The sequence below is a fragment of the Pseudomonas sp. GL-B-26 genome, assembly GCF_019947405.1.
Lineage (GTDB): Bacteria > Pseudomonadota > Gammaproteobacteria > Pseudomonadales > Pseudomonadaceae > Aquipseudomonas.
In genome coordinates this window covers 42429-66122 of record NZ_JAGYGJ010000020.1, presented here as the reverse complement: position 1 = coordinate 66122, position 23694 = coordinate 42429, and the positions used below count along the sequence as shown (strand labels likewise).

The following is a 23694-nucleotide window of genomic DNA, read 5'->3' as shown; positions in this document are numbered from 1 at the left end:
CAGCATGTTCAATGACCTGAGTCGCCTCGGTAAATACCTCGGTCAGGCTGCGCGCCTGATGGTCGGCATGCCCGACTACGACAATTACGTCGAGCACATGCAAACCAAACACCCGGACAAACCGGTGATGAGCTATGAGATGTTCTTCCGGGAACGTCAGGAAGCTCGTTACGGTGGCAAGGGTGGGCCGAAGTGCTGTTGAAGCAACAGCCTGGCTGATGCAATCCCTGTGGGAGCGGCGGTGCGGCGATCCGACTTGCTCGCGAAAGCGGTGTGTCATTCAACGTTAATGTCGACTGACACGACCTCTTCGCGAGCAAGCCCGCTCCCACATTTGTTTTGTGTTGTTTTTTAACTTTGTGAAACAGGAGAACCCGTTTGTCCTCTCCCATCCCGGTAACAATCCTCAGTGGCTTTCTCGGCGCGGGAAAAACCACGCTATTGCGCTACCTGCTCAAAGCCGAACACGGCCTGAAAATCGCCGTGATCGAGAACGAATTCAGCGACGCCGGTATCGACACCCAGCTGTTGGGCGACGAACCGGTGCAAGTGATGACGCTGTCCAACGGCTGCGTCTGCTGCACCATCCACACCGACCTGACCAAGGCTTTGTACCTGCTGCTCGAACGCCTGGACAGCGGCGAAATCGCCTTCGACCGTCTGGTGATCGAATGCACCGGCCTGGCCGACCCGGCACCTGTGGCCCAAACCTTTTTCATCGATGAAGAGCTGCGCGAGCGCTACATCCTCGACGGCATCATCACCCTGGTCGATGCGGCGCACGCTGACACTCACCTGACTCAAACCATCGCCCAGGCGCAGATCGGTTTCGCCGACCGCTTGCTGGTGAGCAAACGCGATCTGGTGGACGAGGCGACCTTTACCGCGCTGAGCGAGCGCCTGACCCGCATCAACCGTCGCGCACCGATCCGCGTGGTCGAGCACGGCAAGATCGATCTGGCCGAATTGCTCGACGTGCGCGGCTTCAATCTCAATGCCGACCTGGGTGGTGGCGTCAGCCTGCGCCCGGTGAGCAAAGCGCCGTCCATCGACCGCATTTCCAGCCTGGTGCTGCGCACCGACAAGCCGCTGGATATCGACAAGCTCAGCGAGTTCATGAACGAACTGCTGGAAGACCATGGCAAGCAACTGCTGCGCTACAAAGGCGTGTTGAACATCCTTGGCGAGCCGCGGCGCATGGTGTTTCAGGGGGTGTTGAAGTTGTACGGATTCGATTGGGACACCGAATGGGCAGACGATGAAACGCGTGAAAGCGTGATCGTGTTCATTGCCGATGATTTGCCGGAAGAGAAGATTCGTGAGGGGTTTGCGCGGGTAGCGGCGGAGTAAGGCTCGACATTATCAGCGCACTCAAGTGCGCTTTCGCGAGCAAGCCCGCTCCCACTTTTGACCGAGTGCTTCCAGTTGGAATGCGATCAACTGTAGGAGCGGGCTTGCTCGCGAAGGCGATCTAACCAGCAACACGATTCTGGCGGAATATTGGTTGTGAGTTCAGCAATACCGCCTCCAAATGATCCAGGTGTTGGCTGAGCAAAGTCTCTGCCATTACCGCATCCCTACTCTCAACCGCATCCAGAATCCTCTCATGCACCTGCCACACGCAATAACCCTCGGCCTGTGCATCAAACTGCGCAATCGCCAGTGAAGTAAGCGGCACCAGACTGCCAAGAAAATGCGCCAAAGGTGCATTCCCCGCCATTTCGGCCAACTGCAAGTGAAACTCCCCTGACAACCGAATCGCCGGGCCACGCTGATCGCGCTCCAGACACCGGCGCTCACTATCGATCAAGTCGCGCAGACGATTGAGGTCTTGCGGGCGAGGCTGCTGACAGGCCAGCCGCACCAGCGTGAGCTCGGTCAGTCGCCGGGCGTGAAGCGTCTGCCGAGTCTGCTCGACATCTGTCGCGGCGACCCGGGGACGATGATGGGTGCGAAGGATGATGATCTGCTGATGAGACAGGCGCGTCAGCACCTGGCGGATGCTGCTGCGGCTCACCCCGAACATATCTCCCAGGCTTTCTTCGGTGAAGCGACTGCCGGGGACGATGCGCTGTTCGAGAATGGCATCGAATATCCGTGAGTAGAGATCATCCGCTGACGGCTTCCCGGTGTTCGCTCGCGGGAAGGGCAGGGCAGTGAGGATTTGCGGTGAGGCGAAGCTGTTCATGGCTTGTCTCCAGTTCGAAGCGGACTCAAGTGACGAGGTTGTCGTCCGGAATATTCAATTCGATGCCCATCCGCTGGCCTTCCCGAAGGATGTGCCGACGCATTTCGGCGCTGGCCTGGGCGCTGTTTTTGCTGCGAATAGCGCGCACCACGGCTTCGTTCTCCTCAAGGCGCTCAGCCAAATGCTCCGGAGAGTTGCGCAGCACGTCGGCGCTTTGCTTGAGAGCGTTGCTGGTCTGTTGCACCACACTCTGGAAAATCGGGTTCGAGGTCAGTGTGAACAGCTCTTCGTGGAACGCGATGTAGGCGTTCACCCCGGCTTCGCTGTCGTTGGCTTCCAGCGCTTCGCGCATGTCCATCAGGGTCAGGCGCAGTTGCCCGACTTCCTTGCTGCTGATCGACTGCGCCACCAGGCCGACAATGAACGGTTCCAGCGTGTAGCGCAGTTGCAGCACGTCTTCCAGGCTCGCACCGGCGACTGCGCGGTCGTGGCTTTGACTGTCGCTGAGATTGGCCTCCAGCACCACCACGCCCTTACCCGGCATGGAGCGCACCAGCCCGAGGGTTTCCAGCACGATGACGGCTTCGCGCAGGCTCGGGCGGCTGATGCCCAGTTGTTCGGCCAGCTCACGCTGCCCCGGCAGCATCTCGCCGGAGCGCCACTGACCACGGGCCAAAGCGGCCCGGAGTTTCTCTACGACTGAATTGACGACGGTTGACGAGGTGATCACTGTTCGCTCCATGAGCATCCAAAACGATTGATGACCGTGCCTGCCCGTGGGCAGACACGGCGATTATTCAGAATTCCTGCTGATGTGCCGGGCCGACAGGTTTTCTCGGCTGGAAGGTATAACCCACCTGGCCAGAAAGTACTTTGTTCGCCCGTTGGATATCGATGTCTTTTTCCCAGCGCGCAATGGCCACCGTGGCGACGCAGTTGCCGATCAGGTTGGTCAGCGCCCGGCCGATGCCCATGAACCAGTCCACTGCCAACACCAGCACCAGGCCGACCACCGGAATCGCCGGGATCGCCGTCAGTGTCGCCGCGAGAATCACCAGCGCCGAGCCGGGAATCCCGTGGGCACCTTTGGAGGTGATCAACGACACTAGCAGAATCGTCAGCAGGTCGGTCATGGCCAGCGGCGTGCCGGTGGCATTGGCGATGAACACGATGGCCAGGGTCAGGTAGATCGAGAAACCGTCCAGATTGAACGAGTAACCGGTAGGAATCACCAACCCGACCGTCGAACTGCCGATGCCCAGATGCTCAAGCTTGCGCATGATTTGTGGCAGCACGGCGTCGGAAGAAGCGGTGCCCATGACGATCAGCAGTTCTTCGCGCAGGTACTTGAGCAATGGCCACATCCGCAGGCCGGACAGGCGCATCACCAGGCCGAGAATCACTGACACAAACGCGAAACAGGTCAGGTAAAACAGGCCGACCAGGCTGCCCAGGTGTTGCAACGAGTCCAAGCCATATTTGCTGGTCGTGAAGGCAATCGCCCCGAACACACCAATCGGCGCGAGGCGCACGATCATGCCCATGATGCGGAAAATCACGTGGCTGAGTTCGTTGATCAACCGGGAAATACCGGAGGCCGCTTCGCCCACCAGATTCAGCGCACTGCCGAACAGCACCGAAAACAGCAGGACTTGCAGAATGTTGTTCTCCGCGAAGGCGCCGATTACCGAGGTCGGGATCAGGTCCATCAGGAACTGCGTGGTGGTGTGCATGTGCTGACCGCGCTGGGCGATGTCGCCCATGTCGGCAGCAGAGAGCTGATCCAGATGAATGTTCGCGCCGCTGCCGATGCCGGTGCTGAAAGCGAACACCAGACCAATCACCAGGGCGATGGTGGTCAGGATTTCGAAGTAGATCACCGATTTCAGGCCGATGCGTCCGACCTTCTTCAGGTCGCCGGCACCGCTGATGCCGCTGACCACTACGCAGAACACGATCAGACCGATGAGCATCTTGATCAGTTTGATGAAGCCATCGCCGAGAGGTTTGAGCTGGGCGGAGTATTCAGGAAGGGTCAGCCCGCAGACGATGCCGAGCACCAGTCCGAGAACCACTTGGAGGAAGATTGAACGCGAGCACCATCTGAGCATGGGAGGAATCCTGGTCGGTGTCCTGGCTGCCGTGCGCTTCGCGCATCAGATTCAGGACTTAATTATTGTGGTCTTACCGGTATGTCCAGTGCAGGCGCAGTCTAGGCGCTGTTTTTGGGTGATCGCAAGCGATTTTTGAGTCATTGGCATGACCGGTCTTACCAGTTGGACGCAATGCCCCGACCTTGAGCCTTTTCGCGGTTTGAAAAAAATTGCGGACGAAAAAAAACCGGCCATCACTGGCCGGTTTTTTCATTGCTGCGGTTCTGCGGGCTGATTAGGCGCCGTATACCGGCAGCTTCTTGCAGATGGCCTTGACCTTCTCACGAACGGAGTCGATCACCGCTTCGTTGTTCAGGTCCGCCAGGATGTCGCAGATCCAGCCGGCCAGCTCTTTGCACTCTGCTTCCTTGAAGCCACGAGTGGTCACAGCCGGAGTACCGAAGCGCAGGCCGGAGGTGACGAACGGGGAGCGGGGATCGTTTGGCACGGAGTTCTTGTTCACGGTGATGAACGCTTTGCCCAGAGCGGCGTCGGCGTCTTTACCGGAGATTTCCTGCTTGATCAGCGACAGCAGGAACAGGTGGTTTTCAGTCCCGCCGGATACTACGTCGAAGCCGCGCTCGATGAACACACCGGCCATGGCCTGGGCGTTTTTCACCACTTGTTGCTGGTAGGTCTTGAACTCAGGTTGCAGTGCTTCCTTGAAGCAGATCGCTTTGGCGGCGATCACGTGCTCCAGCGGGCCACCCTGGGCACCCGGGAACACCGCGGAGTTCAGTTTCTTCTCGATGTCGGCGTTGGCGCGAGCCAGGATCAGACCGCCACGTGGACCGCGCAGGGTCTTGTGCGTGGTGGTGGTCACGACGTCAGCGAAAGGCACCGGGTTCGGGTAGACGCCAGCGGCGACCAGACCGGCCACGTGGGCCATGTCGACGAACAGGTAGGCGCCAACCTTGTCAGCGATTTCACGGAAACGCGGGAAGTCGAGGATCTGCGAGTAGGCAGAGAAACCGGCCACGATCATTTTCGGCTTGTGTTCAACCGCCAGACGCTCGACTTCGTCGTAGTCGATCAGGCCGTTGCCGTCGATGCCGTATTGAACGGCGTTGTACAGCTTGCCGGAGGAAGAAACGCTGGCACCGTGGGTCAGGTGACCACCGTGCGCCAGGCTCATGCCCAGGATGGTGTCGCCCGCTTGCAGCAGAGCCAGGTAAACGGCGCTGTTGGCTTGCGAACCGGCGTGCGGTTGAACGTTGGCGTAATCAGCGCCGAACAGTTCTTTTGCACGGTCGATGGCCAGTTGCTCGACCACGTCGACGAACTCGCAACCACCGTAGTAGCGCTTGCCCGGGTAGCCTTCGGCGTACTTGTTGGTCAGTACCGAGCCTTGAGCTTCCATGACCGCAGGGCTGGTGTAGTTTTCCGAAGCGATCAACTCGATGTGTTCTTCCTGGCGCTGAGCTTCTTGCTCCATGGCGGCAAAGAGATCGGCGTCGTACTTGGCAATAGTCAAATCACGGCTGAACATGGCGGTCCTCAAGGATCGGGGCAGAAAAGGGGAGCATTCTAACCCAATGGGTTTTAGATGGCATATGAAAGGACATCATGTCGCAGACAAGTGGGCTTCATGACCAGATATGCGGTGCGTCGGAGGGCCTCTTCGCGAGCAAGCCCGCTCCCACATTTTGAAATGCGTTCCCCTGTGGGAGCTGGCTTGCTCGCGAAGAGGCCGCCCGCAACACCACAAGGCCTCAGTCGAACATGAACAACGCATCATTGCTGAACTGCGCTTCAAACCGGTTCGCCGGCATCGGACGGCCGAACAGATAGCCCTGAACCTCGTCGCAACCATGCTCACGCAGGAAGTCGAGTTGCTCGTGGGTTTCCACGCCCTCGGCGATAACCGCCAGATTGAGGCTGTGGGCCATGGCGATGATCGCGCGGGCAATCTGCGCATCCTGCTCACCCGACGGCAGGCCGTCGACGAAGGTGCGGTCGATTTTCAGCACGTCGATCGGGAACTGCTTGAGGTAGTTGAGCGATGAGTAACCGGTGCCGAAGTCATCGACCGCAATGCTCAGGCCGAGATTTTTCAGCCCGGCGAGAATCTGCATCGCTTCGCTGACTTCGCGCATCAGAATACTTTCGGTCAGTTCCAGCTCCAGGCATGCCGGCGGCAGGCCGGTTTCCCTGAGGATGGTGGCGATCCGCGTCCCGAGTTGGCCGTCGGAGAATTGCCGGGCCGAAATGTTCACCGACACCTTCGGCACCCGAACCTTGGCCTGATGCCAGGTCTTGAGTTGACGGCAGGCCTCGCTGATCACCCAGTCGCCGACATCCACCACCAGACCGAGCTCTTCGAGCACCGGAATGAAATCTCCCGGCGGCACCAGACCGCGTCGCGGATGGCGCCAGCGCAGCAAGGCTTCAGCGCCGGTCAGGCGTTTGCCATCGCCGCTGAACTGCGGTTGGTAGTAGAGGACGAATTCGTTCTGCTCCAGGGCGTGACGCAAGTCGCTTTCCAGTTCCAGACGCTCCAGGGCGCTGGCGTTCATATCGGCCTGATAGAACTGGAAGTTGTTCTTGCCACGCTCCTTGGCGTGATACATCGCGGTGTCGGCGTTTTTCATCAGCTGGCTGAGTTCGTTACCGTCCTGAGGGCTCAGGGCGATGCCGATACTGGCGGTGACGAAGAACTCGCGGCCTTCAAGCACGAACGGTTTCACCAGGCTGGCAAGAATCTGTTCGGCCACATGAATCGCACGGTTCAAGGCAATTTCACGGTTGGCCCGCGGTTGCAGCAGCAAGGTGAATTCATCGCCGCCCATGCGCGCCACGGTGTCGTCTTCATCGACACAGCCGAGCAGGCGCGTGGCCATTTCCTTGAGCATGCGATCGCCGGCGGCGTGGCCCAGGGAGTCGTTGATCGGTTTGAAGCGGTCCAGGTCGAGGAACATCAGCACCACCCAGGACTTCTGCCGCTCGGCTGATTGCAGTGCCGTGTGCAGGCGATCCTGGAACAGTGTGCGGTTGGGCAGGTGGGTCAGGGCGTCGTAATAGGCGAGGCGGTGAATCCGCTGCTCACTGGCCTTGCGCTCGCTGATGTCGCTGAAGAAGCACACGTAGCTGGCCAGATCGCCTTCGTCATCCAGCACCGCCGTGATCCCGACCCAGGCCGGGTAATGCTCGCCATTGCGTCGTTTGAGCCAGACTTCGCCTTCCCACGTGCTGTGCTGATGCAATTGCTTGAGCACGTAACGCAGATGGGCTTCCTGCTGATCGTCGACGGTCAGCATGTTCGGCAATTGGTCGAGCACCTGCTCCACCGCATAACCGCTGACACGGCTGAAGGCTTCGTTGGCCTGGACGATGTAGCCGGCCGGGTCGGTGATCAGGATCGCCGAGGTCGAGTGCTCAAATACGGTCGCGGCCATGCGCAGGTCTTTTTCGGCCCGGCGTTGCTGGCTGATGTCGCGACCGACGCCCAGCACGCCTTCGAATGCACCGTGTTCGTCCCAGACCAGCACCAGCCGCAGTTCGATAGGAATTTTTCGCCCGTCGGCCCGCAGGCAGTCGAACAAAAACAGTTGGGTCTGCACCTGGCTGCGCAACAGCGCCAGTTGGTCGGGTTTATTCAGCGCTTTGCTGACCCGGTCCATCAGGCTGTAAATGCCGGTCAGCTGTTGCGGGTTGGCGATGGTCGATTGCCAGCCGTTCTGGAAAATCCAGTCGGCGTCGTAGCCCAGCACGGCTTGCACCGACGGGCTGACGTAGTTGAGCGCCAACTTGCTGTCGGTTGAGAAAATCACGTCGCTGATGCTTTCGGCGAGCATCCGGTAACGCTGCTCGCTGTCGCGCAGGGACTCACTGGCTTCGATCTGCTCGGTGATGTCCTTGGCCACGCCGATGATCCGTGTGACCTGATCGTGCTTGTCCCGCGCCAGCGCCTGTTCACGGATGTCGAAACGCCGCCATTTACCATCCCGGTGGCGGAAGCGCAGCTGGCATTGCATCAATTGTCTGTAACCGGTCTGCCGCTGGGTTTGGCGCGAGCGGTGGTAGAAGTCGGCATCTTCGGGGTGCAGCAGGATTTCCCAGAAGTACTCGCCCATCTGGTGCAGCTCGGTGCGGTTGTAACCGAGTGTCTGGCCCAGGTGGTGGTTGCTGAAAATCATTCGCTGGCTGATCACGTCCTGCACGTACAGATGATCCGGCACGGTGCGTACCACGTCGGACCAGAATCCTTCACGCTCCAACAGCGACAGTTCGACGAGCTTGCGGCTGGTGATGTCGGTAATGCTCAGGATCACCGCTTTATAGTCGTCCTGGTCTTCCGGCAGACGCAGGACCAGCCACAAGTGCTGGTCGCGGCCATTGGCATCTTGCAGTTTGATTTCCAGTTCAAGCTGTTTCTGCTGGTTGAGCACCGCGTCGAGCACTTGATTGCCGATGGCGGTGCCGTCCTGCGGGTTACCGTCGATCAGCAGTTTCCAGGCTTGATCGCAGGTGTTGACGTTGAGCAGTTGCAGGGCGACCAGGTTGACTTCGGTGATGCGCAGTTCTTGCAGCAGTTGCTGGCGCTGTTCCGGTGTATCGAGCCAGGCTTTCAGTTGTTCGCTGCTGTGCAGCTGAGCCTTGTCAAAGAAGCTTTTGAGCCCGAATACGTCGAGTACACACAGTGCGACACCGGTGCCTTCGAAAATATCCTGGTAGCGTCGACGGCCTTCGTGCACCTGGCGCTGGCGGCGGCGCATGTTCAGCAGGGCGATGAACGGCAGCAGGGAGAAGGCCAGGCCCAGAAGGCATTTGCCGATGAACGCCGGCAGCAGCTGTTCGATCATCCGTTGCCGGTCGAACAACCCGCGCAGTTGCCAGTCGCTACTGCTCAGGGGCACGGTCAGCACGCTGTTGGCCACATCGTCCTCGGTCAGTTCGCCGGGCTTGGCCAAGGGTAGTGACTCATCGCGACTGATGACTTGGTGATTGAAGCGGTTTTCCACCAGCCACAGCGGGCGAATACCGGTTTCGTTTTGTTTGGTCAGCGATGAAAAAAATGTTGGCGTCAGGCGCAGAACCCAGTAGCCGCGGGTGTTACCGCTGGCTTGATGCAGCAACAGGTGCACCACCGAGCCGTCATTGGCATTGCTGAAATAATGGGCCTGGGCGTGACTGCGCCGGACCAGTTCGCTCAGGTAGTCGGCATCGTCGCTGTTGTCGGCGCTGTCGTTGAGGATTTTCCCGGAAGGGCTGAGCAACGCGAGGCTGCGCAGCTCGGGCAAGGATTTTTGCAGTTTGCGAAACAGCGCTTGCAGTTCGTCGGCGCTTTTTGGTTGTTCGACGATCGGTAGCAGGTTGAGGGCGATCTGGGCGTTGAGCGCCATGTTCAGGCTGACTTGCGAGGCCAGATCGGCGGTGTAGTTGATGGTGTACTGACGCTGGTGTTGTTGGGCATCGCGAAGCTGATCCAGCAACTGCCAGAACAGCAGCGCGAGCAACAACAGGACGAGCGTCGCCAGCGCGCCCTTCAAGGACCCACGCAGGGGTGAGCCGGTCGCAGGATTGAGTGCGCTCACGGAAGAAGGGGGAGTGACATTAGACAAACTGTAATCCTGCGGTTTGGCTGGACTGGCGCGACATGCACTATAAGCCGGACGCCCGAAGGGCGGCTAGCATGCCTTGAGTTGTGGCAAAGTGCCAGTCCCGCTCGGCTGGACTGCCTTCCGTCAATCAGGTAGCTTTGCCGGTTACGCGGGAGCGTTCCAGCTCCTAGAATCAGGCTTTTTCAGCGCGCACGCATTGATGACCATCAATCGGACGACGCGCACGGCCTGGCCGGGCATCGCCCGCGCGCCAATCATTCATCGTTCACTGACCCTAGGTTCTCCATGGCTCAATACGTATTCACCATGCATCGGCTGGGTAAAGTTGTTCCGCCGAAGCGGGAAATCCTGAAAAACATTTCGCTGTCGTTCTTCCCGGGCGCCAAGATTGGCGTACTCGGCCTTAACGGTTCGGGTAAGTCCACGCTGTTGAAAATCATGGCGGGCGTCGACACCGAGTTCGAGGGTGAAGCCCGTCCGATGCCGGAGCTGAACATCGGCTACCTGCCGCAAGAGCCGATCCTGGACCCGACCAAGACCGTGCGTGAAGTGGTCGAGGAAGCGGTCAGCGTGATCAAGAACGCCCAGGCTCGCCTGGACGAGGTCTACGCGGCTTACGCTGATGAAGATGCCGACTTCGACAAACTGGCCGCAGAACAAGCCAAGCTTGAAGCCATCCTGCAGGCCAGCGACGGCCACAACCTGGATCGCCAACTGGAAGTCGCCGCCGATGCGCTGCGTCTGCCGGCGTGGGATGCCAAGGTCGAATTCCTGTCCGGTGGTGAGAAGCGTCGTGTGGCCCTGTGCCGCCTGCTGCTGTCCGCCCCCGACATGCTGCTGCTCGACGAACCGACCAACCACCTGGACGCCGATTCCGTCGCCTGGCTGGAGCACTTCCTGCACGATTTCCCGGGCACCGTGGTTGCGATCACGCACGACCGGTACTTCCTGGACAACGTCGCTGGCTGGATCCTCGAACTCGACCGCGGCGCCGGTATCCCTTACGAGGGCAACTATTCGGGTTGGCTTGAAGCCAAGTCCAATCGTCTGGCTGCCGAATCCAAGCAGCAGTCGGCCCACGAAAAAGCCATGAAGGAAGAACTGGAGTGGGTGCGCCAAGGCGCCAAGGCCCGCCAGTCCAAATCCAAGGCTCGTCTGCAACGCTTCGAAGAAATGCAATCGCAGGAATTCCAGAAGCGCAGCGAAACCAACGAGATCTACATCCCGGCCGGTCCACGCCTGGGCGACAAGGTCATCGAATTCAAAAACGTTTCCAAGGGTTATGGCGATCGCGTGCTGATCGACAACCTGTCGTTCTCCATGCCTAAAGGCGCCATCGTTGGCGTGATCGGCGGTAACGGTGCCGGTAAATCGACCCTGTTCCGCATGCTGATGGGCAAGGAAACACCGGATTCGGGCAGCATCGAAGTCGGCGAAACCGTGCAACTGGCGTGCGTCGATCAGAGCCGCGAAGACCTGGACGGCAGCAAGACTGTGTTCCAGCAAATCTCCGACGGTTCGGATCAGATCCGCATCGGCAACTACGAGATCCCGTCGCGCACCTACGTCGGTCGCTTCAACTTCAAGGGCGGCGATCAGCAGAAGTTCGTCAAGGACCTGTCCGGTGGTGAGCGCGGTCGCTTGCACCTGGCCCTGACCCTGAAAGAGGGCGGCAACGTCCTGCTGCTCGACGAACCGTCCAACGACCTCGACGTTGAAACCCTGCGTTCCCTGGAAGAAGCCCTGCTGGACTTCCCGGGCGCCGCCATTGTGATCTCTCACGATCGGTGGTTCCTTGACCGCGTCGCGACTCACATCCTGGCGTACGAAGACGACTCGCAAGCGGTGTTCTTCGAAGGCAACTACACCGAGTACGAAGCCGATCGCCGCAAACGCCTCGGCGAAGCCGCGACTCAGCCGCACCGTGTACGGCACAAGAAACTGGCCTGATTTCAGGTTGGTTGCATGAAAGAACGGAGCCTTAGGGCTCCGTTTTTTTTGGTCTTTCAGTGGCACCGCGGTGCGACATTCGCGAGCAAGCCCGCTCCCACATTTGATTTTCAGTGGACTTCGGATTCGTGATCACCACAGATCAAATGTGGGAGCGGGCTTGCTCGCGAAGGCGATATCCATGACGGTGCAGCATTCAAATTGTGAATCCCTATTTGAGTGCGAATCTCGTCGAGATCCGTATTAATTTATATCTGACGCACCATTTAATTTCATAATTGCGACATTTTGTTCTGTCATGGTGCGCAATCAGTTTGCTAAAGTCCGGCCCAATCTCTTCCTGCGACAATAAATTTGCCGAGACTTTTCCATGATCGAATCCGTTGAATCCTTCCTTGCCCGCCTGAAAAAACGCGACCCTGACCAGCCGGAATTCCATCAGGCCGTGGAAGAAGTCCTGCGCAGCCTGTGGCCGTTTCTTGAAGCCAATCCGCACTACCTGACTTCCGGCATTCTGGAGCGGATTTGCGAGCCGGAGCGGGCGATCGTTTTCAGGGTTTCCTGGGTCGACGATCAAGGCAACGTGCAGGTCAATCGCGGATTCCGCATCCAGATGAACAGCGCCATTGGTCCGTACAAGGGTGGGTTGCGTTTCCATCCTTCGGTGAACCTCGGCGTGTTGAAGTTCCTTGCCTTCGAACAGACCTTCAAAAACTCGCTGACTTCGTTGCCGATGGGCGGTGGCAAGGGTGGTTCGGATTTCGATCCCAAAGGCAAAAGCGACGCTGAAGTCATGCGGTTCTGCCAGGCCTTCATGAGCGAGTTGTACCGTCACATCGGTGCAGACGTTGACGTTCCGGCCGGTGATATCGGCGTCGGTGCCCGCGAGATCGGTTTCCTGTTCGGCCAATACAAGCGCCTGAGCAACCAGTTCACCAGCGTGTTGACCGGCAAGGGCCCGAGCTATGGCGGCAGCCTGATTCGCCCGGAAGCCACCGGTTTCGGCTGTGTGTACTTCGCTGAAGAAATGCTCAAGCGCAGCGGTGAAACCGTCGAAGGTAAACGTGTGGCCATTTCGGGTTCCGGCAACGTGGCCCAGTACGCGGCGCGCAAGGTCATGGACCTGGGCGGCAAAGTGATTTCCTTGTCCGACTCCGAAGGCACGCTGTACTGCGAAAGCGGTTTGACCGAAGAGCAGTGGCTGGCGGTGCTGGAGCTGAAAAACGTCCAGCGCGGGCGCATCAGTGAACTGGCCGGCCGTTTTGGCCTGGAGTTCAAGGCCGGCCAGCACCCGTGGGCGCTGAGTTGCGACATTGCGCTGCCCTGCGCGACACAAAACGAACTGGACGCCGAGGCGGCGCGCACGTTACTGCGTAACGGCTGCATCTGCGTGGCGGAAGGGGCGAACATGCCGACCACCCTTGAAGCCGTAGACCTGTTTATCGAGGCGGGGATTCTGTTTGCGCCGGGCAAGGCTTCCAATGCCGGTGGTGTCGCGGTGAGCGGGCTGGAGATGTCGCAGAACGCCATGCGCCTGCTGTGGACCGGTGGTGAAGTGGACAGCAAACTCCACGCGATCATGCAGTCGATCCACCACGCTTGCGTGCATTACGGCGAAGAGAATGGCCGGATCAACTATGTCAAAGGCGCGAACATCGCCGGCTTCGTCAAAGTTGCCGACGCGATGCTCGCCCAGGGCGTGGTTTAAGCCGGTTCGATACGGATGATCTCGATCAGATGATCGCCCGCCGGACGTTGCCACAGCACCTCGTCGCCGAGTTGCGCCCCGAGCATCGCCCGGCCCAGCGGTGAACCCCAGTTGATCAGGCCCGCCGCCGCGTTGGCCTGGTCTTCGCCGACCAGTTGCACGGTTTGCTCGGTGCTGTGTTCGTCGGCGAAGGTCACACGGCTGCCGATCTGCACTTTTTGCGTTGAGTTGGCGACGGTCACAACCTGAGCGCTTTGCAGACGCTGGTTGAAATACCGCAAATCCCGTTCAAGGTCCGCCAGGCGCTGCTTGTCGGCGTGCTCACCTTTGGCCGATTGCTCGCTGTGCAGGTGTTGCAATTCGGCGACTTTCACCTGCAACTGGGCCAGCCCCGTGGGCGTGACGTAATTGGGTTGTGTACTGATCTGCCGTTCGACAGGCTGATCGGCTTGCGCGGCGGCGTTATCTTCATTGACGAAGGCGCGACTCATGGTTTTCTCCCGTTATAGGGTTTGGGCCATGGTCGCAGGCTTTTAGTTTCGACAGATGTCTGTGGGCGACTTATTGCGAGCGAAAAGCACGAGCGGCGTCCTGATCCTTCTGCTGCTGCCAGGCTTTGTCCCGGTCGTCCCAATGGTGGCTGCGATAATCCTCACGGTCCTCGCTTTCGCGCATCGCCTGACACTGACGGAAGCCATCGCCCCAGCCCTCGGCGTACTGCTTGTCCTTGAGGTAACGCGGAACGTTTTTACGAAACTCTCCGGTGATTGCCCCCGCCGCTTGCCGGCCACTGCTGCAACCGTCATCGAAGCCATCGGCGAATGCCGGTGGATAACCCTTGGCGATCAGATCCTCGTGGGTCGTCTGGCAACCCGCGATCAACATCAGCAAACCCGCCACACCCACGCAACGCCACATCTCAGACTCCCAGACCGTCAACGGCCTATAGGAGAAGTCTAGGAGTGGATTCGTGAGGTGTTTGTGAAAGGCCTGTGATTAATCTGTTGGCGCTTTGGCCAGGCGCGCGTGTTCAGACAATTCCTGTTCGATGAACGCAGCGATCATGGCGCGGTAAACCTGCTCCGTTACCGCTGGGCTGGCGCCTGCGTCCTCAGCCAGTGCTCGAACTTTGGCGATGACCTGCTCGACCCGCGCCGGGGCTTTCACCGCGTCGGTGTCCTTCTTGAAACGAGCCGCCTGCGCCACGTAAGCGCCGCGCTCGGCCAGCAGGGTGACCATCTGACGGTCCAGTCGATCAATATTTTGGCGAACGTCTTCGAGGGAGTTGCAGGTAACGACCATGTTGTTCGAGCTCCATTTTTCTACGGGGGGGGGCGGATCAATAGTGATACCACTTCAGCTCAAGCATCACTTCGTTCTCGGGCGAAGCCAGATGGCTGAATTCGCGCTGGGCACTCAGGCGTAAGCCCAGGTTGCGCGACAATTCCCACTGCTGATTCAGACTCACGCTACGGCGCACTTCGCCATTGGTGAAAAAATCGCCCTTGGCCTCCAGGCTGAAGTTGCCCAATGGGTTTTTCCACAGCAAGCCGCTGTTGAAGCCCGCCGCCGGTGCGATGAAGCTCGCGAAGTCGTTATTGTGTTCAACGCGCACGGTGCCCAAAGCAAAGCCAAGCATGTCGTCGCCCAGTTGCCAGGTCCCGCCGCCACCGCCATTGACGTGGCTGACCAGGGTTTCGTCGTCATGCTTGCCCGGCACGCGCTCCAGGCCGCCGGTGACTTGCCACGAGAGTGGTTGCAGCAATTCATTGCGCGGGGTCAGGGAGCGGATGGTCGCCAGGTCCAATTGCTGCAACTGCCAGTGATTGCCTTCGTACTGGCGCAGTTTCATTTGCAGGATTTCAATCTGCGCGCCGAGGGGGAAGCTCTCGGCGTTGTCGTTGAGGTCGTGATACGCCATGCGCAGGCCATATTCGCCAAAGGCCTTGTCGCCCCGAGTGCCGATACCGGCCTGCCAGGTGCGCGATTCATGGCCGTCCTCGGGCAAGCCGGGTTGCGGGATGTCCAGTTCCGGTGCCGGGTTCTGGTTGATCGCCCGCAGCAATTCGAAGCTGCGCTGTGCCCGTTGCGGGTCGCGTTCCTGGCCGTTGGCGCGGTAGCGCTCCAGGCGATAGGCCGCGTCGATGATCAGCGCCTGACGATCCTTGGGTTGAGCCTTGAACGCCGGTTCTTGCAGTTGCTTCTGGTCGGCGCTGACTTTCAGCACCCATTCCTGTTCTTCATGGGTCAACGGCTCGGCGCGGCTCAGCAGTTCACGTTCGCGAGAGGGTCGATACTGAATGGATTCCACCAGTCCGGCTTCTTTCACCGCTTTGACGGTGTCCGTAGGAATCGCGGTCAGCGGGAACTGTTCGGTCAATCGCAGGCTCGGGCGGGCGACTTGCAGCAATTCCAACAGACGATAAGAGCAGTTTTCGTCGAAGAAGAAATAGTCGAACTGGATCTGCTTGAGCTCCCAGACGTGCTCGACCATGCGTTCGGTTTCTGCCTGGGTCAGGTTCAGACGGTATTCCCACAGATCGCGGTTCTCGAGACTGCGGTACTCCGAGAGTTTTTCCTGATAAGGCACCAGAGCAAACAGACCAGGATAGCCGCCCATCAAGCCTTTCCAGGCATACAGGATGCTGTTGTCCGAGCCTTCGATATACGCGCCGAAGTTGATCGCATAACTGAGCAGGGCAGTTTGATCGCTCTGCACATTGGCCTGGTCGATGCGCAGCAACGTGTGGCCGAACATCGATGACGGACTGTTCAGATACGCCGCCGGGAAAATCATCACCGCACTGTGGGGCGAAACATCCTTGAACCATTGCTTGAATTCAGTGCAGGGAAGCGTCGGCAGATCGCTCAGGTTGAGCTGCGCCTTCAGCCAGCGGGTGCGGGCGGGATAGACGCATTGCGCATGTTTTTCACCAGCACTGACCGGGGCGTACAGCGCTTGCACGGTCGCCGCCAGCTCGCGGTCAGGATGTTCATTGCCGTCGGCGGCGAGGAAGAATTTCTTGTCGCTGACATAGCTGCGCCAGCCACCGAGTTTGGCGGTTTCGTAGTGGCCCAGGGAAATCCAGAAGGGGTCATTGGCCAATTGCTGCAAACGTTGATTGTCGATTTTGGGCGTGGCAGACAGCGGGGCGCAGACACAGAGCGCCAGCCAGGCAAGGCGTTTGAGCATAGTGAGCAACTTAAGTCGAAAGAAACAAAGACCCAAAGAGGGCCAGGCTCAAAAAATAAAACCCGCTCCCCGAAAGGAGCGGGCGGGTCGAGCTTAAGCTTGAGTGGCGTACTTGGCCAGACGAGGATCGCTCTTCAGAACGGCCAGGGTATTGGTATGCACGTCGTCAGCGGTCACGTCAGCCTTGCTGAAGATCTGCTGGAAGTGCTCATGAGTGACAGCGGCGAAATGCGCACGGTCTTCCGGCGCCACGCCCAGTACCACAGCGTAAGTGGTCAGCGCTTCGCCCTGACCTTTAGCCATGTCTTCAGAGAGCTCGTTCATCATGCCATTCATGGCAATCCAGGATTTGCCGCCATAGGTCAGCGACGCATTGGTCGAGCAACCGTTGGTACCCGAGGTCATACCGAACGTTGCGTTGCCGGAAGTGCCGTTGGTGGTGGATGCCAGGAAGTGCGCCGGGGTGCCACGCTGACCTTCGAACAGCATGTTGCCCCAACCGCAATCCGGGCCGCCTGGGGCCTGTGCCATGGCGTTGATGGATACAGCGGTGAAGAGAGTACCGAGAAGAATCCGTTTCATAGCTATGTTCTCTTTGTGTGCATACCAATGGACAAGGTGCTGGCCCCTAAAGGTGCCAGTGGGCCGGTTATTCGTTCCAGCCGCGCAACAGGAGTTTAAGCATTTTCCGGGCGTTCCGTAATCTTTTGCGAAACATTCCTTGAAAACACTGATTTTGACCCGATCGGCCCGGGGCTGATGCTTTGTCTAAACTTTGGCTTGAGGCGCGCCTTGCCAGTGAGGTACGGGCAGCGCCAGAATGCCGCTATCTGCCCCGCCTGATGTAAGGAAGCCCGATGCCTGATCCTGTTGCTGCCAGCTTGCGTCTAGCGCCCGAAGCGCTGACCCGTCCGTTTTCCGCTGAACAGTTCAGCTTCTCTACCACCAATGATTTGGAGCCCTTCCGCGGTGTGCTTGGCCAGGAACGTGCGGTCGAAGCCTTGCAGTTCGGTGTGGCAATGCCACGCCCCGGTTACAACGTCTTCGTCATGGGCGAGCCCGGCACTGGCCGGTTTTCGTTCGTCAAACGCTACCTGAAAGCCGAAGGCAAACGCCTGCAGACCCCGGCGGACTGGGTCTACGTCAACAATTTCGATGATCCTCGCGAACCTCGCGCCCTGGAGTTGCCGTCGGGCACCGCTGGCGCCTTTATCGATGCCATCAGCGGCTTGATCGACAACCTGCTGGCGACTTTTCCGGCCGTGTTCGAGCACCCGTCCTACCAGCAGAAGAAGAGCGCCATCGACCGCGCCTTCAATCAACGCTATGACCGCGCGCTGGATGTGATCGAGCGCCTGGCGCTGGAGAAGGACGTTGCGCTGTACCGCGACAGCACCAATATCGCCTTCACGCCGATGAGCGAAGGCAAGGCCGTGGACGAAGCCGAATTTGCCCAGTTGCCGGAAGTCGATCGCGAGCGTTTTCACGAGGATATTGCGTGGCTGGAAGAGCGGCTGAACGAAGAACTCGCCAGCTTGCCGCAATGGAAGCGTGAGTCGAGCAATCAACTGCGCCAGCTCAACGAAGAAACCATCACCCTGGCCTTGCAACCCTTGCTCGCGCCGCTGTCGGAAAAGTACGCGGAAAACGCCGGCGTTTGCGGTTACCTGCAAGCAATGCAGGTGTATCTGCTCAAGACCGTGGTCGAGCAACTGGTGGACGACAGCAAGACGGACGCCATCGCCCGCAAGCTGCTGGAAGAGCAATACGCGCCGAGTCTGGTGGTCGGTCATCCGTTCAGCGGCGGTGCGCCAGTGGTCTTTGAGCCGCACCCGACTTACGAAAACCTGTTCGGCCGCATCGAGTACACCACCGATCAGGGCGCGCTCTACACCACGTATCGACAGTTGCGCCCGGGTGCGCTGCACCGCGCCAACGGCGGCTTCCTGATTCTTGAAGCGGAAAAAATGCTCAGTGAGCCGTTCGTGTGGGATGCGCTCAAACGCGCGCTGCAATCGCGCAAATTGAAAATGGAATCGCCGCTGGGCGAGATGGGCCGTTTCGCCACCGTGACCCTGACACCGCAACATATTCCGTTGCAGGTCAAAGTGGTCATCATCGGCGCCCGACAGCTCTACTACACGCTGCAGGACCTCGATCCGGACTTCCAGGAGATGTTCCGTGTCCTGGTGGACTTCGACGAAGACATCCCGATGGTCGACGAGAGCCTGGAGCAGTTCGCCCAGTTGCTCAAGACCCGCACCTCCGAAGAAGGCATGGCGCCGTTGACCGCTGATGCGGTGGCGCGCCTGGCGACTTACAGTGCTCGCCTGGCTGAGCACCAGGGGCGTTTGTCGGCGCGGATCGGTGATCTGTTCCAACTGGTCAGCGAGGCGGATTTCATTCGCCAACTGGCCAGTGATGAAATGACCGACGCCGGGCACATCGAACGTGCGCTCAAGGCCAAGGCCACGCGGACCGGACGCGTCTCGGCGCGAATTCTCGATGACATGCTGGCCGGGATCATCCTGATCGACACCGCAGGTGCGGCGGTTGGCAAGTGCAACGGGCTGACAGTGCTGGAGGTCGGTGACTCGGCCTTCGGTATACCGGCGCGGATTTCCGCCACGGTCTACCCGGGGGGCAGCGGCATCGTCGACATCGAGCGCGAGGTCAACCTCGGTCAGCCCATTCACTCCAAAGGCGTGATGATCCTCACGGGGTATCTGGGCAGCCGTTACGCTCAGGAATTCCCGCTGGCGATTTCCGCGAGTATCGCCCTGGAGCAGTCCTACGGTTACGTCGATGGTGATAGTGCATCGCTGGGCGAGGCTTGCACCTTGATTTCGGCGCTGTCGAAAACCCCGCTCAAGCAGTGTTTTGCGATCACCGGTTCGATCAACCAGTTCGGTGAAGTGCAGGCGGTGGGCGGGGTCAACGAGAAGATCGAAGGCTTCTTCCGACTCTGCGAAGCGCGCGGGCTGACCGGTGAGCAGGGCGCAATCATTCCCCACGCCAACGTTGCCACGCTGATGCTCGACGAGAAAGTGCTGACGGCGGTGCGCGCGGGGCAGTTCCACGTCTACGCCGTGCGCCAGGCTGATGAAGCCCTGAGCCTGTTGGTCGGCGAGCCGGCCGGTGCGCCGGACGCCGATGGCCAGTTCCCTGAAGGCAGCGTTAACGCGCGGGTGGTGGAACGCTTGCGGGTCATCGCAGAAATGATCAGCGAAGAAGACCTCAAGGAAGCTGAGAAAGAGATGGCGCAGGAAGCCTTGGTGGAAACCAAGCCGGCCTGATACAAACTTGAGATCACCTCAACCCCTGTGGGAGCGAGCTTGCTCGCGATGAGGCACTGACATTCAACATCTCTGTTGGCTGACAGTCCGCTATCGCGAGCAGGCTCGCTCCTACATTTGAATTGGGTGAATCATGAAAAAGTGCCATCACTCTGACGTCAATATTCACACAATGACCATTCGGCGCCTTCTGGTCTCACTTGACGTGCTAGTCAAACTTTTCTTCTATTCTCAGGTCAAGGATATCGACAGTAATCACTGGATCGAGACAGCCCTCCCGTGGGGGCTGAATACCGGATCTACCGAGGGTCGCCGCCATGTCGCGCAACCTCTGCCTCACCCGTCAATGCCTGGGCCTTGTGACCCGTATCGAGTGTGCCATCCGCCCATTGGCGGGGGATACGGGCATGTGGACCTTACTCTTCGCCGCCGGAATGGCCGGCGAACAACCTTCTGCAATTAAAGCCCAGGGCCCGTTTCATGGCCCCTTTGTGGCTGAGTCGATCCTCGACACCATTGTTGAAAGTCTCACACTGCACGGCTATGAACTGGCCGATGATCCGCAAATCTGGTGCCTGCACCTGCAAGCTCAGCTGCGGGAAATCAATGGTGGCCGCTGCCGCAACACTGGAGGTTTCGAGTTTCGGCCCGAGCACTGAACAGGCTATTGAGCAAGGTTGGATGTGTCCGCCTTGTCGAGTTTGACCTCGAAGCCATATTGCACGGTGGAGAGATCGGTTCGTTGATAGGTTTCCAGACGGGCAGGCTGCCCGTAGAAGTAATGCACCCTCAATAATGCCGGGCCTTCTGCGCTCGCATCGTGGCTGACCGAAAGAATCTCCTTCAGATAATTGCCGCTGTCGTCCTTGGCGAAGAAACGCCAGTCCTGGGCGGGAAACTGCTTCAGATCAACCACCAGCGCATTGCCCTTGAGTACCAGCCCTTTGGGCAACTGGTGGGCGTCGATGGTTTTCTTTTCGACGGTGGCGAGAAACAGCGGCATGGAACCCACCGCGTAAGCCGGGGTTTCTGGAAACAGGTTCAAGTCGTAGGTGATGGTGCCGCGCAGGGGGTCGACCTGGTAAGCCTCAGGCGGCAATTCGATCGGCTCATCGCGTTTGCCGTTACCGTCCTCGGTAAAGAAACTGACCGGGCTTTCGCCGGGGCTGAAGGAAGTGCCGAGCAGCTCATCATTGAAGCTTTTGGGGTGATCGAACTCGATACGTGCGGCGCTGGGGTCTTCGACCGACTGACTGATGCTGACACTCTTTTTCAGTTGTTCCTCGCCAAGTGTGGCGCCCTTGAGCCAGATCGGGGCCTGGTCGTCGTACACCACCACTGGCAGCGTCAGTGGCTGGATGGTCTTTTGCGTGGTGTGTGGATCGAAGCGAAGTACCGGCAGGTTCAAGTCCTTGCGGGTCACCGTGGCGGTTGAAAAGTCCAGTACGCTGACCTCAAGAGTTTCGATCGGCCCGTTGAAGTACACCTTGGAATAATGGTGGCTCTGTTGCTTCTCGAAGGCGCGCTGCTCTTCATTGATCTGTTTCTCGAAGCTCTCGCTCCAGGCTTTCTGCTTTTGCATTTTCGCCAGTTGCTTTTGATAAAAGGCAATTTGTGCGGCGGTTTCGTTGATCGAGCCTGCGCGCGCGAGAAATTGCCCGGTGCTGTCCTTGGCCTGGACGATCAGCGGGATCAGCGGTGTTTCGCCGACCTCGGGGGCCTGTGGCGCGCTGTTGTTGAATTCGATTTCGGCGTAATTGTTTGCAAGGTTCAGCAGGGTGACGCTGAGGTTGTCGTTGGTGCGAGTCTGGCCAACGTCCTTTTTCGTCAGGTCGAAGCTGTAGAGTCGGCGCGGCGCGATCACTTCTACCTTGCCTTGCAGGCTCACCGGTTGTGGCTGGTTTTTGTTTTCTACACCCAGCCCATCGATGAAGGGGTAGGTCACCGTCAGGTCGTCGGGGTTGGTCAGGTTTGAACTCGATGGGCTCAGTTGAATTCCAGGATCGGTTTCTGACCATTCCGGCTGAAACGGGATGACGCGTTTGTTGCTCAAAGTCACCGATTGCCATTCAAGGCTATAGGGAAAGAGAAACGCGACCGGAATGTTGAAGTTGAAGGGGAACACCGGTTGCAGATCGGTCAGATAGTCGGAACTGGAGTCTTTGTGCAGCACGAACAGACCGTTGATGTACGTGTCGACCAAGGCTTGGGGCGTCGGATAGTGCTTGAGGACGGCGAGGGCGTCTTCGCCATATTCTGTTTCCACCGGTTTGCTGTCGAGCTTGAGTTGCGCACGCTCGAGCAGCAACAGTGAGCCGCCGAGTTCAGCCACGGCATCCTTGAGTTTTGGGTCCTGAATCGCATCCAGAGATTTCTCGAACTGCGCCATCTTTTCCTCGAGGCTGACCTGGCGCTTCTCATCGCTGGGTGAGCAAGCGCTCATCAGCAAAGCCAGGCAAATGCCGGCGCTCGTTAAAGGCAATCGCACATCCATTTCCCGTCTTCCTGTCCGATGTCGCTGAGCTTTCGATGCTTTGGACACTAGCAGAAAAACCTTGTCACACACGCGCAGGTTGCGGATTTCCCGACGGTTTCTGGCTGCTTCTGGGTATAGACAGGCGGCTGGTATACTCGCCGCCATTTTCAACCCCACGTGTGAGAGTCAATGGAACGCTTTATCGAAAATGCAATGTACGCCAGCCGCTGGCTGCTGGCGCCGATCTACTTCGGTCTGTCCCTTGGGCTGCTGGCCCTGGCGCTGAAATTCTTCCAGGAAGTCTTCCACGTCATCCCTAACGTGTTCTCGATGGCCGAGTCGGATCTGATTCTGGTGCTGCTGTCACTGATCGACATGGCGCTGGTAGGCGGTTTGCTGGTGATGGTGATGATTTCCGGTTACGAGAACTTCGTTTCCCAACTGGATATCGACGACGACAAGGAAAAGCTCAACTGGCTGGGCACCATGGATTCCTCTTCATTGAAGATGAAGGTGGCCGCTTCCATCGTGGCCATTTCTTCCATTCACCTGCTGCGGATTTTCATGGACGCCAAGAACGTCGATCCCGAGCATTTGAAGTGGTACGTGGTCATCCACATGACCTTCGTGATTTCGGCGTTTGCCATGGGTTATCTGGATAAGCTGACCAAGCACTGATCGCCTTGTACCGCTATACCAAACCGCCCGTCTGTTGCGAAACAGACGGGCGGTGTCGTTTGTGGCTTGTACTTTGATGCGCCGAGGCCTATGCCTGTAAGGATCTTGGCTCGCCATTGCGTGAGGTGTGTTCATGAACCTGCAAGAGTTGAATGCCTATGCCATCGCCGGGAAGATCGATGAGCTCAACCTGATCTCGATGGAAGGCGGGATCTACCTGCTGGAAGCACGGATGCACGGCGCGGCGTATCCATTGAGTGATGCTCGCGGCGAGACGTTTCATCTGCGATCGGTCGAGCATGCGCGTGAATTGCTTCATTCCTTCCCCAACTTGCCATTCAACCTTGTGCACACTTCGGTTCATGACGAAATGTGCGGGATGGGGGGCAGCACCGAAGAGAGTCTGAAGGTCCCGATCGGGTGTCAGCACTGACGCCCCTCATCAACGCAATGGCATCTGTGCTAGTCTGCTGGCCCTTTTGGTTCCGGGC

Annotated in this window: 19 protein-coding genes; 8 read left to right on the top strand and 11 right to left on the bottom strand. The window is 58.8% G+C overall.

Annotated features, from left to right (window positions below; translation table 11 throughout):
* Window positions 1-4: 4 nt before the first annotated feature.
* Both KGB23_RS15160 and yjiA read left to right on the top strand, forming a co-directional pair.
* Entirely contained in the window at window positions 5-202 is a 198-nt protein-coding gene (locus KGB23_RS15160) for a YbdD/YjiX family protein (protein ID WP_007895266.1), read from the top strand.
* A 176-nt stretch (window positions 203-378) separates the two neighbouring features.
* Window positions 379-1350, top strand: a complete 972-nt coding sequence (gene yjiA / locus KGB23_RS15155) for a GTPase (protein ID WP_008154234.1) — start codon at window positions 379-381, stop codon at window positions 1348-1350.
* 121 nt (window positions 1351-1471) lie between these two features.
* Here the strand turns inward: yjiA and KGB23_RS15150 are convergent, their stop codons facing one another.
* The 5 genes from KGB23_RS15150 to KGB23_RS15130 all read right to left on the bottom strand — a co-directional run bounded on the left by KGB23_RS15150 (window position 1472) and on the right by KGB23_RS15130 (window position 9902).
* The gene (locus tag KGB23_RS15150; RefSeq protein WP_223431663.1) at window positions 1472-2188 is read right to left on the bottom strand and encodes a GntR family transcriptional regulator; all 717 of its coding nucleotides are present in this window, start codon (window positions 2186-2188) and stop codon (window positions 1472-1474) included.
* Window positions 2189-2213: 25 nt separating this feature from the next.
* The gene (locus KGB23_RS15145; RefSeq protein WP_223431662.1) at window positions 2214-2918 is read right to left on the bottom strand and encodes a FadR/GntR family transcriptional regulator; all 705 of its coding nucleotides are present in this window, start codon (window positions 2916-2918) and stop codon (window positions 2214-2216) included.
* 67 nt (window positions 2919-2985) lie between these two features.
* On the bottom strand, window positions 2986-4299 hold the full coding sequence (locus tag KGB23_RS15140) for a C4-dicarboxylate transporter DctA (protein WP_046048772.1): 1314 nt from the start codon (window positions 4297-4299) through the stop codon (window positions 2986-2988).
* A 277-nt stretch (window positions 4300-4576) separates the two neighbouring features.
* On the bottom strand, window positions 4577-5830 hold the full coding sequence (gene glyA / locus KGB23_RS15135; protein WP_223431661.1) for a serine hydroxymethyltransferase: 1254 nt from the start codon (window positions 5828-5830) through the stop codon (window positions 4577-4579).
* A gap of 223 nt (window positions 5831-6053) precedes the next feature.
* Window positions 6054-9902: a bifunctional diguanylate cyclase/phosphodiesterase gene (locus KGB23_RS15130; RefSeq protein WP_223431660.1), complete on the bottom strand. Its 3849-nt coding sequence runs from the start codon at window positions 9900-9902 to the stop codon at window positions 6054-6056.
* 285 nt (window positions 9903-10187) lie between these two features.
* On the opposite strand from KGB23_RS15130, the gene ettA reads away from it, so the two are divergent.
* Both ettA and gdhA read left to right on the top strand, forming a co-directional pair.
* The gene (gene ettA, locus KGB23_RS15125) at window positions 10188-11852 is read left to right on the top strand and encodes an energy-dependent translational throttle protein EttA (RefSeq protein ID WP_056742850.1); all 1665 of its coding nucleotides are present in this window, start codon (window positions 10188-10190) and stop codon (window positions 11850-11852) included.
* A gap of 370 nt (window positions 11853-12222) precedes the next feature.
* Window positions 12223-13560 carry an NADP-specific glutamate dehydrogenase gene (gene gdhA, locus KGB23_RS15120; protein ID WP_223431659.1) on the top strand — a complete coding sequence of 446 codons (1338 nt, stop codon included), beginning with the start codon at window positions 12223-12225 and terminating at the stop codon, window positions 13558-13560.
* Here the strand turns inward: gdhA and KGB23_RS15115 are convergent.
* The 5 genes from KGB23_RS15115 to KGB23_RS15095 all read right to left on the bottom strand — a co-directional run bounded on the left by KGB23_RS15115 (window position 13557) and on the right by KGB23_RS15095 (window position 17335).
* On the bottom strand, window positions 13557-14051 hold the full coding sequence (locus KGB23_RS15115) for a GreA/GreB family elongation factor (protein ID WP_223431658.1): 495 nt from the start codon (window positions 14049-14051) through the stop codon (window positions 13557-13559). The two genes, gdhA and KGB23_RS15115, sit on opposite strands and share 4 nt — an antisense overlap.
* A 70-nt stretch (window positions 14052-14121) precedes the next feature.
* Complete coding sequence (locus KGB23_RS15110; protein WP_223431657.1) at window positions 14122-14478, bottom strand: hypothetical protein; 357 nt, start codon at window positions 14476-14478, stop codon at window positions 14122-14124.
* A gap of 78 nt (window positions 14479-14556) precedes the next feature.
* On the bottom strand, window positions 14557-14862 hold the full coding sequence (locus KGB23_RS15105) for a chorismate mutase (RefSeq protein ID WP_223431656.1): 306 nt from the start codon (window positions 14860-14862) through the stop codon (window positions 14557-14559).
* A 37-nt stretch (window positions 14863-14899) separates the two neighbouring features.
* The gene (locus KGB23_RS15100) at window positions 14900-16753 is read right to left on the bottom strand and encodes a DUF4105 domain-containing protein (protein ID WP_223431655.1); all 1854 of its coding nucleotides are present in this window, start codon (window positions 16751-16753) and stop codon (window positions 14900-14902) included.
* Between the two features lie 93 nt (window positions 16754-16846).
* Window positions 16847-17335 carry a DUF3015 domain-containing protein gene (locus KGB23_RS15095; protein WP_008154254.1) on the bottom strand — a complete coding sequence of 163 codons (489 nt, stop codon included), beginning with the start codon at window positions 17333-17335 and terminating at the stop codon, window positions 16847-16849.
* Between the two features lie 275 nt (window positions 17336-17610).
* On the opposite strand from KGB23_RS15095, the gene KGB23_RS15090 reads away from it, so the two are divergent.
* Both KGB23_RS15090 and KGB23_RS15085 read left to right on the top strand, forming a co-directional pair.
* On the top strand, window positions 17611-20049 hold the full coding sequence (locus KGB23_RS15090; RefSeq protein ID WP_223431654.1) for a Lon protease family protein: 2439 nt from the start codon (window positions 17611-17613) through the stop codon (window positions 20047-20049).
* A 317-nt stretch (window positions 20050-20366) separates the two neighbouring features.
* A complete protein-coding gene (locus tag KGB23_RS15085; RefSeq protein WP_008154258.1) occupies window positions 20367-20708 on the top strand; it encodes a hypothetical protein in 342 nt (113 codons plus the stop codon).
* Between the two features lie 5 nt (window positions 20709-20713).
* Here KGB23_RS15085 and KGB23_RS15080 read toward each other — a convergent pair whose 3' ends face one another.
* Window positions 20714-22543, bottom strand: a complete 1830-nt coding sequence (locus KGB23_RS15080; RefSeq protein ID WP_223431653.1) for a hypothetical protein — start codon at window positions 22541-22543, stop codon at window positions 20714-20716.
* Between the two features lie 171 nt (window positions 22544-22714).
* Here KGB23_RS15080 and KGB23_RS15075 point away from each other — a divergent pair, with 171 nt between their 5' ends.
* Window positions 22715-23203: a TIGR00645 family protein gene (locus KGB23_RS15075; RefSeq protein ID WP_056742836.1), complete on the top strand. Its 489-nt coding sequence runs from the start codon at window positions 22715-22717 to the stop codon at window positions 23201-23203.
* Window positions 23204-23336: 133 nt separating this feature from the next.
* Window positions 23337-23636, top strand: coding sequence for a DUF6482 family protein (locus KGB23_RS15070; RefSeq protein WP_150658204.1), 300 nt, complete (start codon window positions 23337-23339; stop codon window positions 23634-23636).
* Window positions 23637-23694: the final 58 nt, after the last annotated feature.

What these genes read in the sequence shown, in the direction of transcription:
- KGB23_RS15105 (WP_223431656.1), bottom strand. Translation starts at nt 14,862, where the DNA reads ATGGTCGTTACCTGCAACTCCCTCGAAGACGTTCGCCAAAATATTGAT.
- KGB23_RS15140 (WP_046048772.1), bottom strand. Translation starts at nt 4,299, where the DNA reads ATGCTCAGATGGTGCTCGCGTTCAATCTTCCTCCAAGTGGTTCTCGGA.
- KGB23_RS15075 (WP_056742836.1), top strand. Translation starts at nt 22,715, where the DNA reads ATGGAACGCTTTATCGAAAATGCAATGTACGCCAGCCGCTGGCTGCTG.
- KGB23_RS15115 (WP_223431658.1), bottom strand. Translation starts at nt 14,051, where the DNA reads ATGAGTCGCGCCTTCGTCAATGAAGATAACGCCGCCGCGCAAGCCGAT.
- ettA (WP_056742850.1), top strand. Translation starts at nt 10,188, where the DNA reads ATGGCTCAATACGTATTCACCATGCATCGGCTGGGTAAAGTTGTTCCG.
- KGB23_RS15090 (WP_223431654.1), top strand. Translation starts at nt 17,611, where the DNA reads ATGCCTGATCCTGTTGCTGCCAGCTTGCGTCTAGCGCCCGAAGCGCTG.
- glyA (WP_223431661.1), bottom strand. Translation starts at nt 5,830, where the DNA reads ATGTTCAGCCGTGATTTGACTATTGCCAAGTACGACGCCGATCTCTTT.
- KGB23_RS15080 (WP_223431653.1), bottom strand. Translation starts at nt 22,543, where the DNA reads ATGGATGTGCGATTGCCTTTAACGAGCGCCGGCATTTGCCTGGCTTTG.
- KGB23_RS15110 (WP_223431657.1), bottom strand. Translation starts at nt 14,478, where the DNA reads ATGTGGCGTTGCGTGGGTGTGGCGGGTTTGCTGATGTTGATCGCGGGT.
- KGB23_RS15160 (WP_007895266.1), top strand. Translation starts at nt 5, where the DNA reads ATGTTCAATGACCTGAGTCGCCTCGGTAAATACCTCGGTCAGGCTGCG.
- KGB23_RS15095 (WP_008154254.1), bottom strand. Translation starts at nt 17,335, where the DNA reads ATGAAACGGATTCTTCTCGGTACTCTCTTCACCGCTGTATCCATCAAC.
- gdhA (WP_223431659.1), top strand. Translation starts at nt 12,223, where the DNA reads ATGATCGAATCCGTTGAATCCTTCCTTGCCCGCCTGAAAAAACGCGAC.
- KGB23_RS15085 (WP_008154258.1), top strand. Translation starts at nt 20,367, where the DNA reads ATGTCGCGCAACCTCTGCCTCACCCGTCAATGCCTGGGCCTTGTGACC.
- KGB23_RS15070 (WP_150658204.1), top strand. Translation starts at nt 23,337, where the DNA reads ATGAACCTGCAAGAGTTGAATGCCTATGCCATCGCCGGGAAGATCGAT.
- KGB23_RS15100 (WP_223431655.1), bottom strand. Translation starts at nt 16,753, where the DNA reads ATGCTCAAACGCCTTGCCTGGCTGGCGCTCTGTGTCTGCGCCCCGCTG.
- KGB23_RS15150 (WP_223431663.1), bottom strand. Translation starts at nt 2,188, where the DNA reads ATGAACAGCTTCGCCTCACCGCAAATCCTCACTGCCCTGCCCTTCCCG.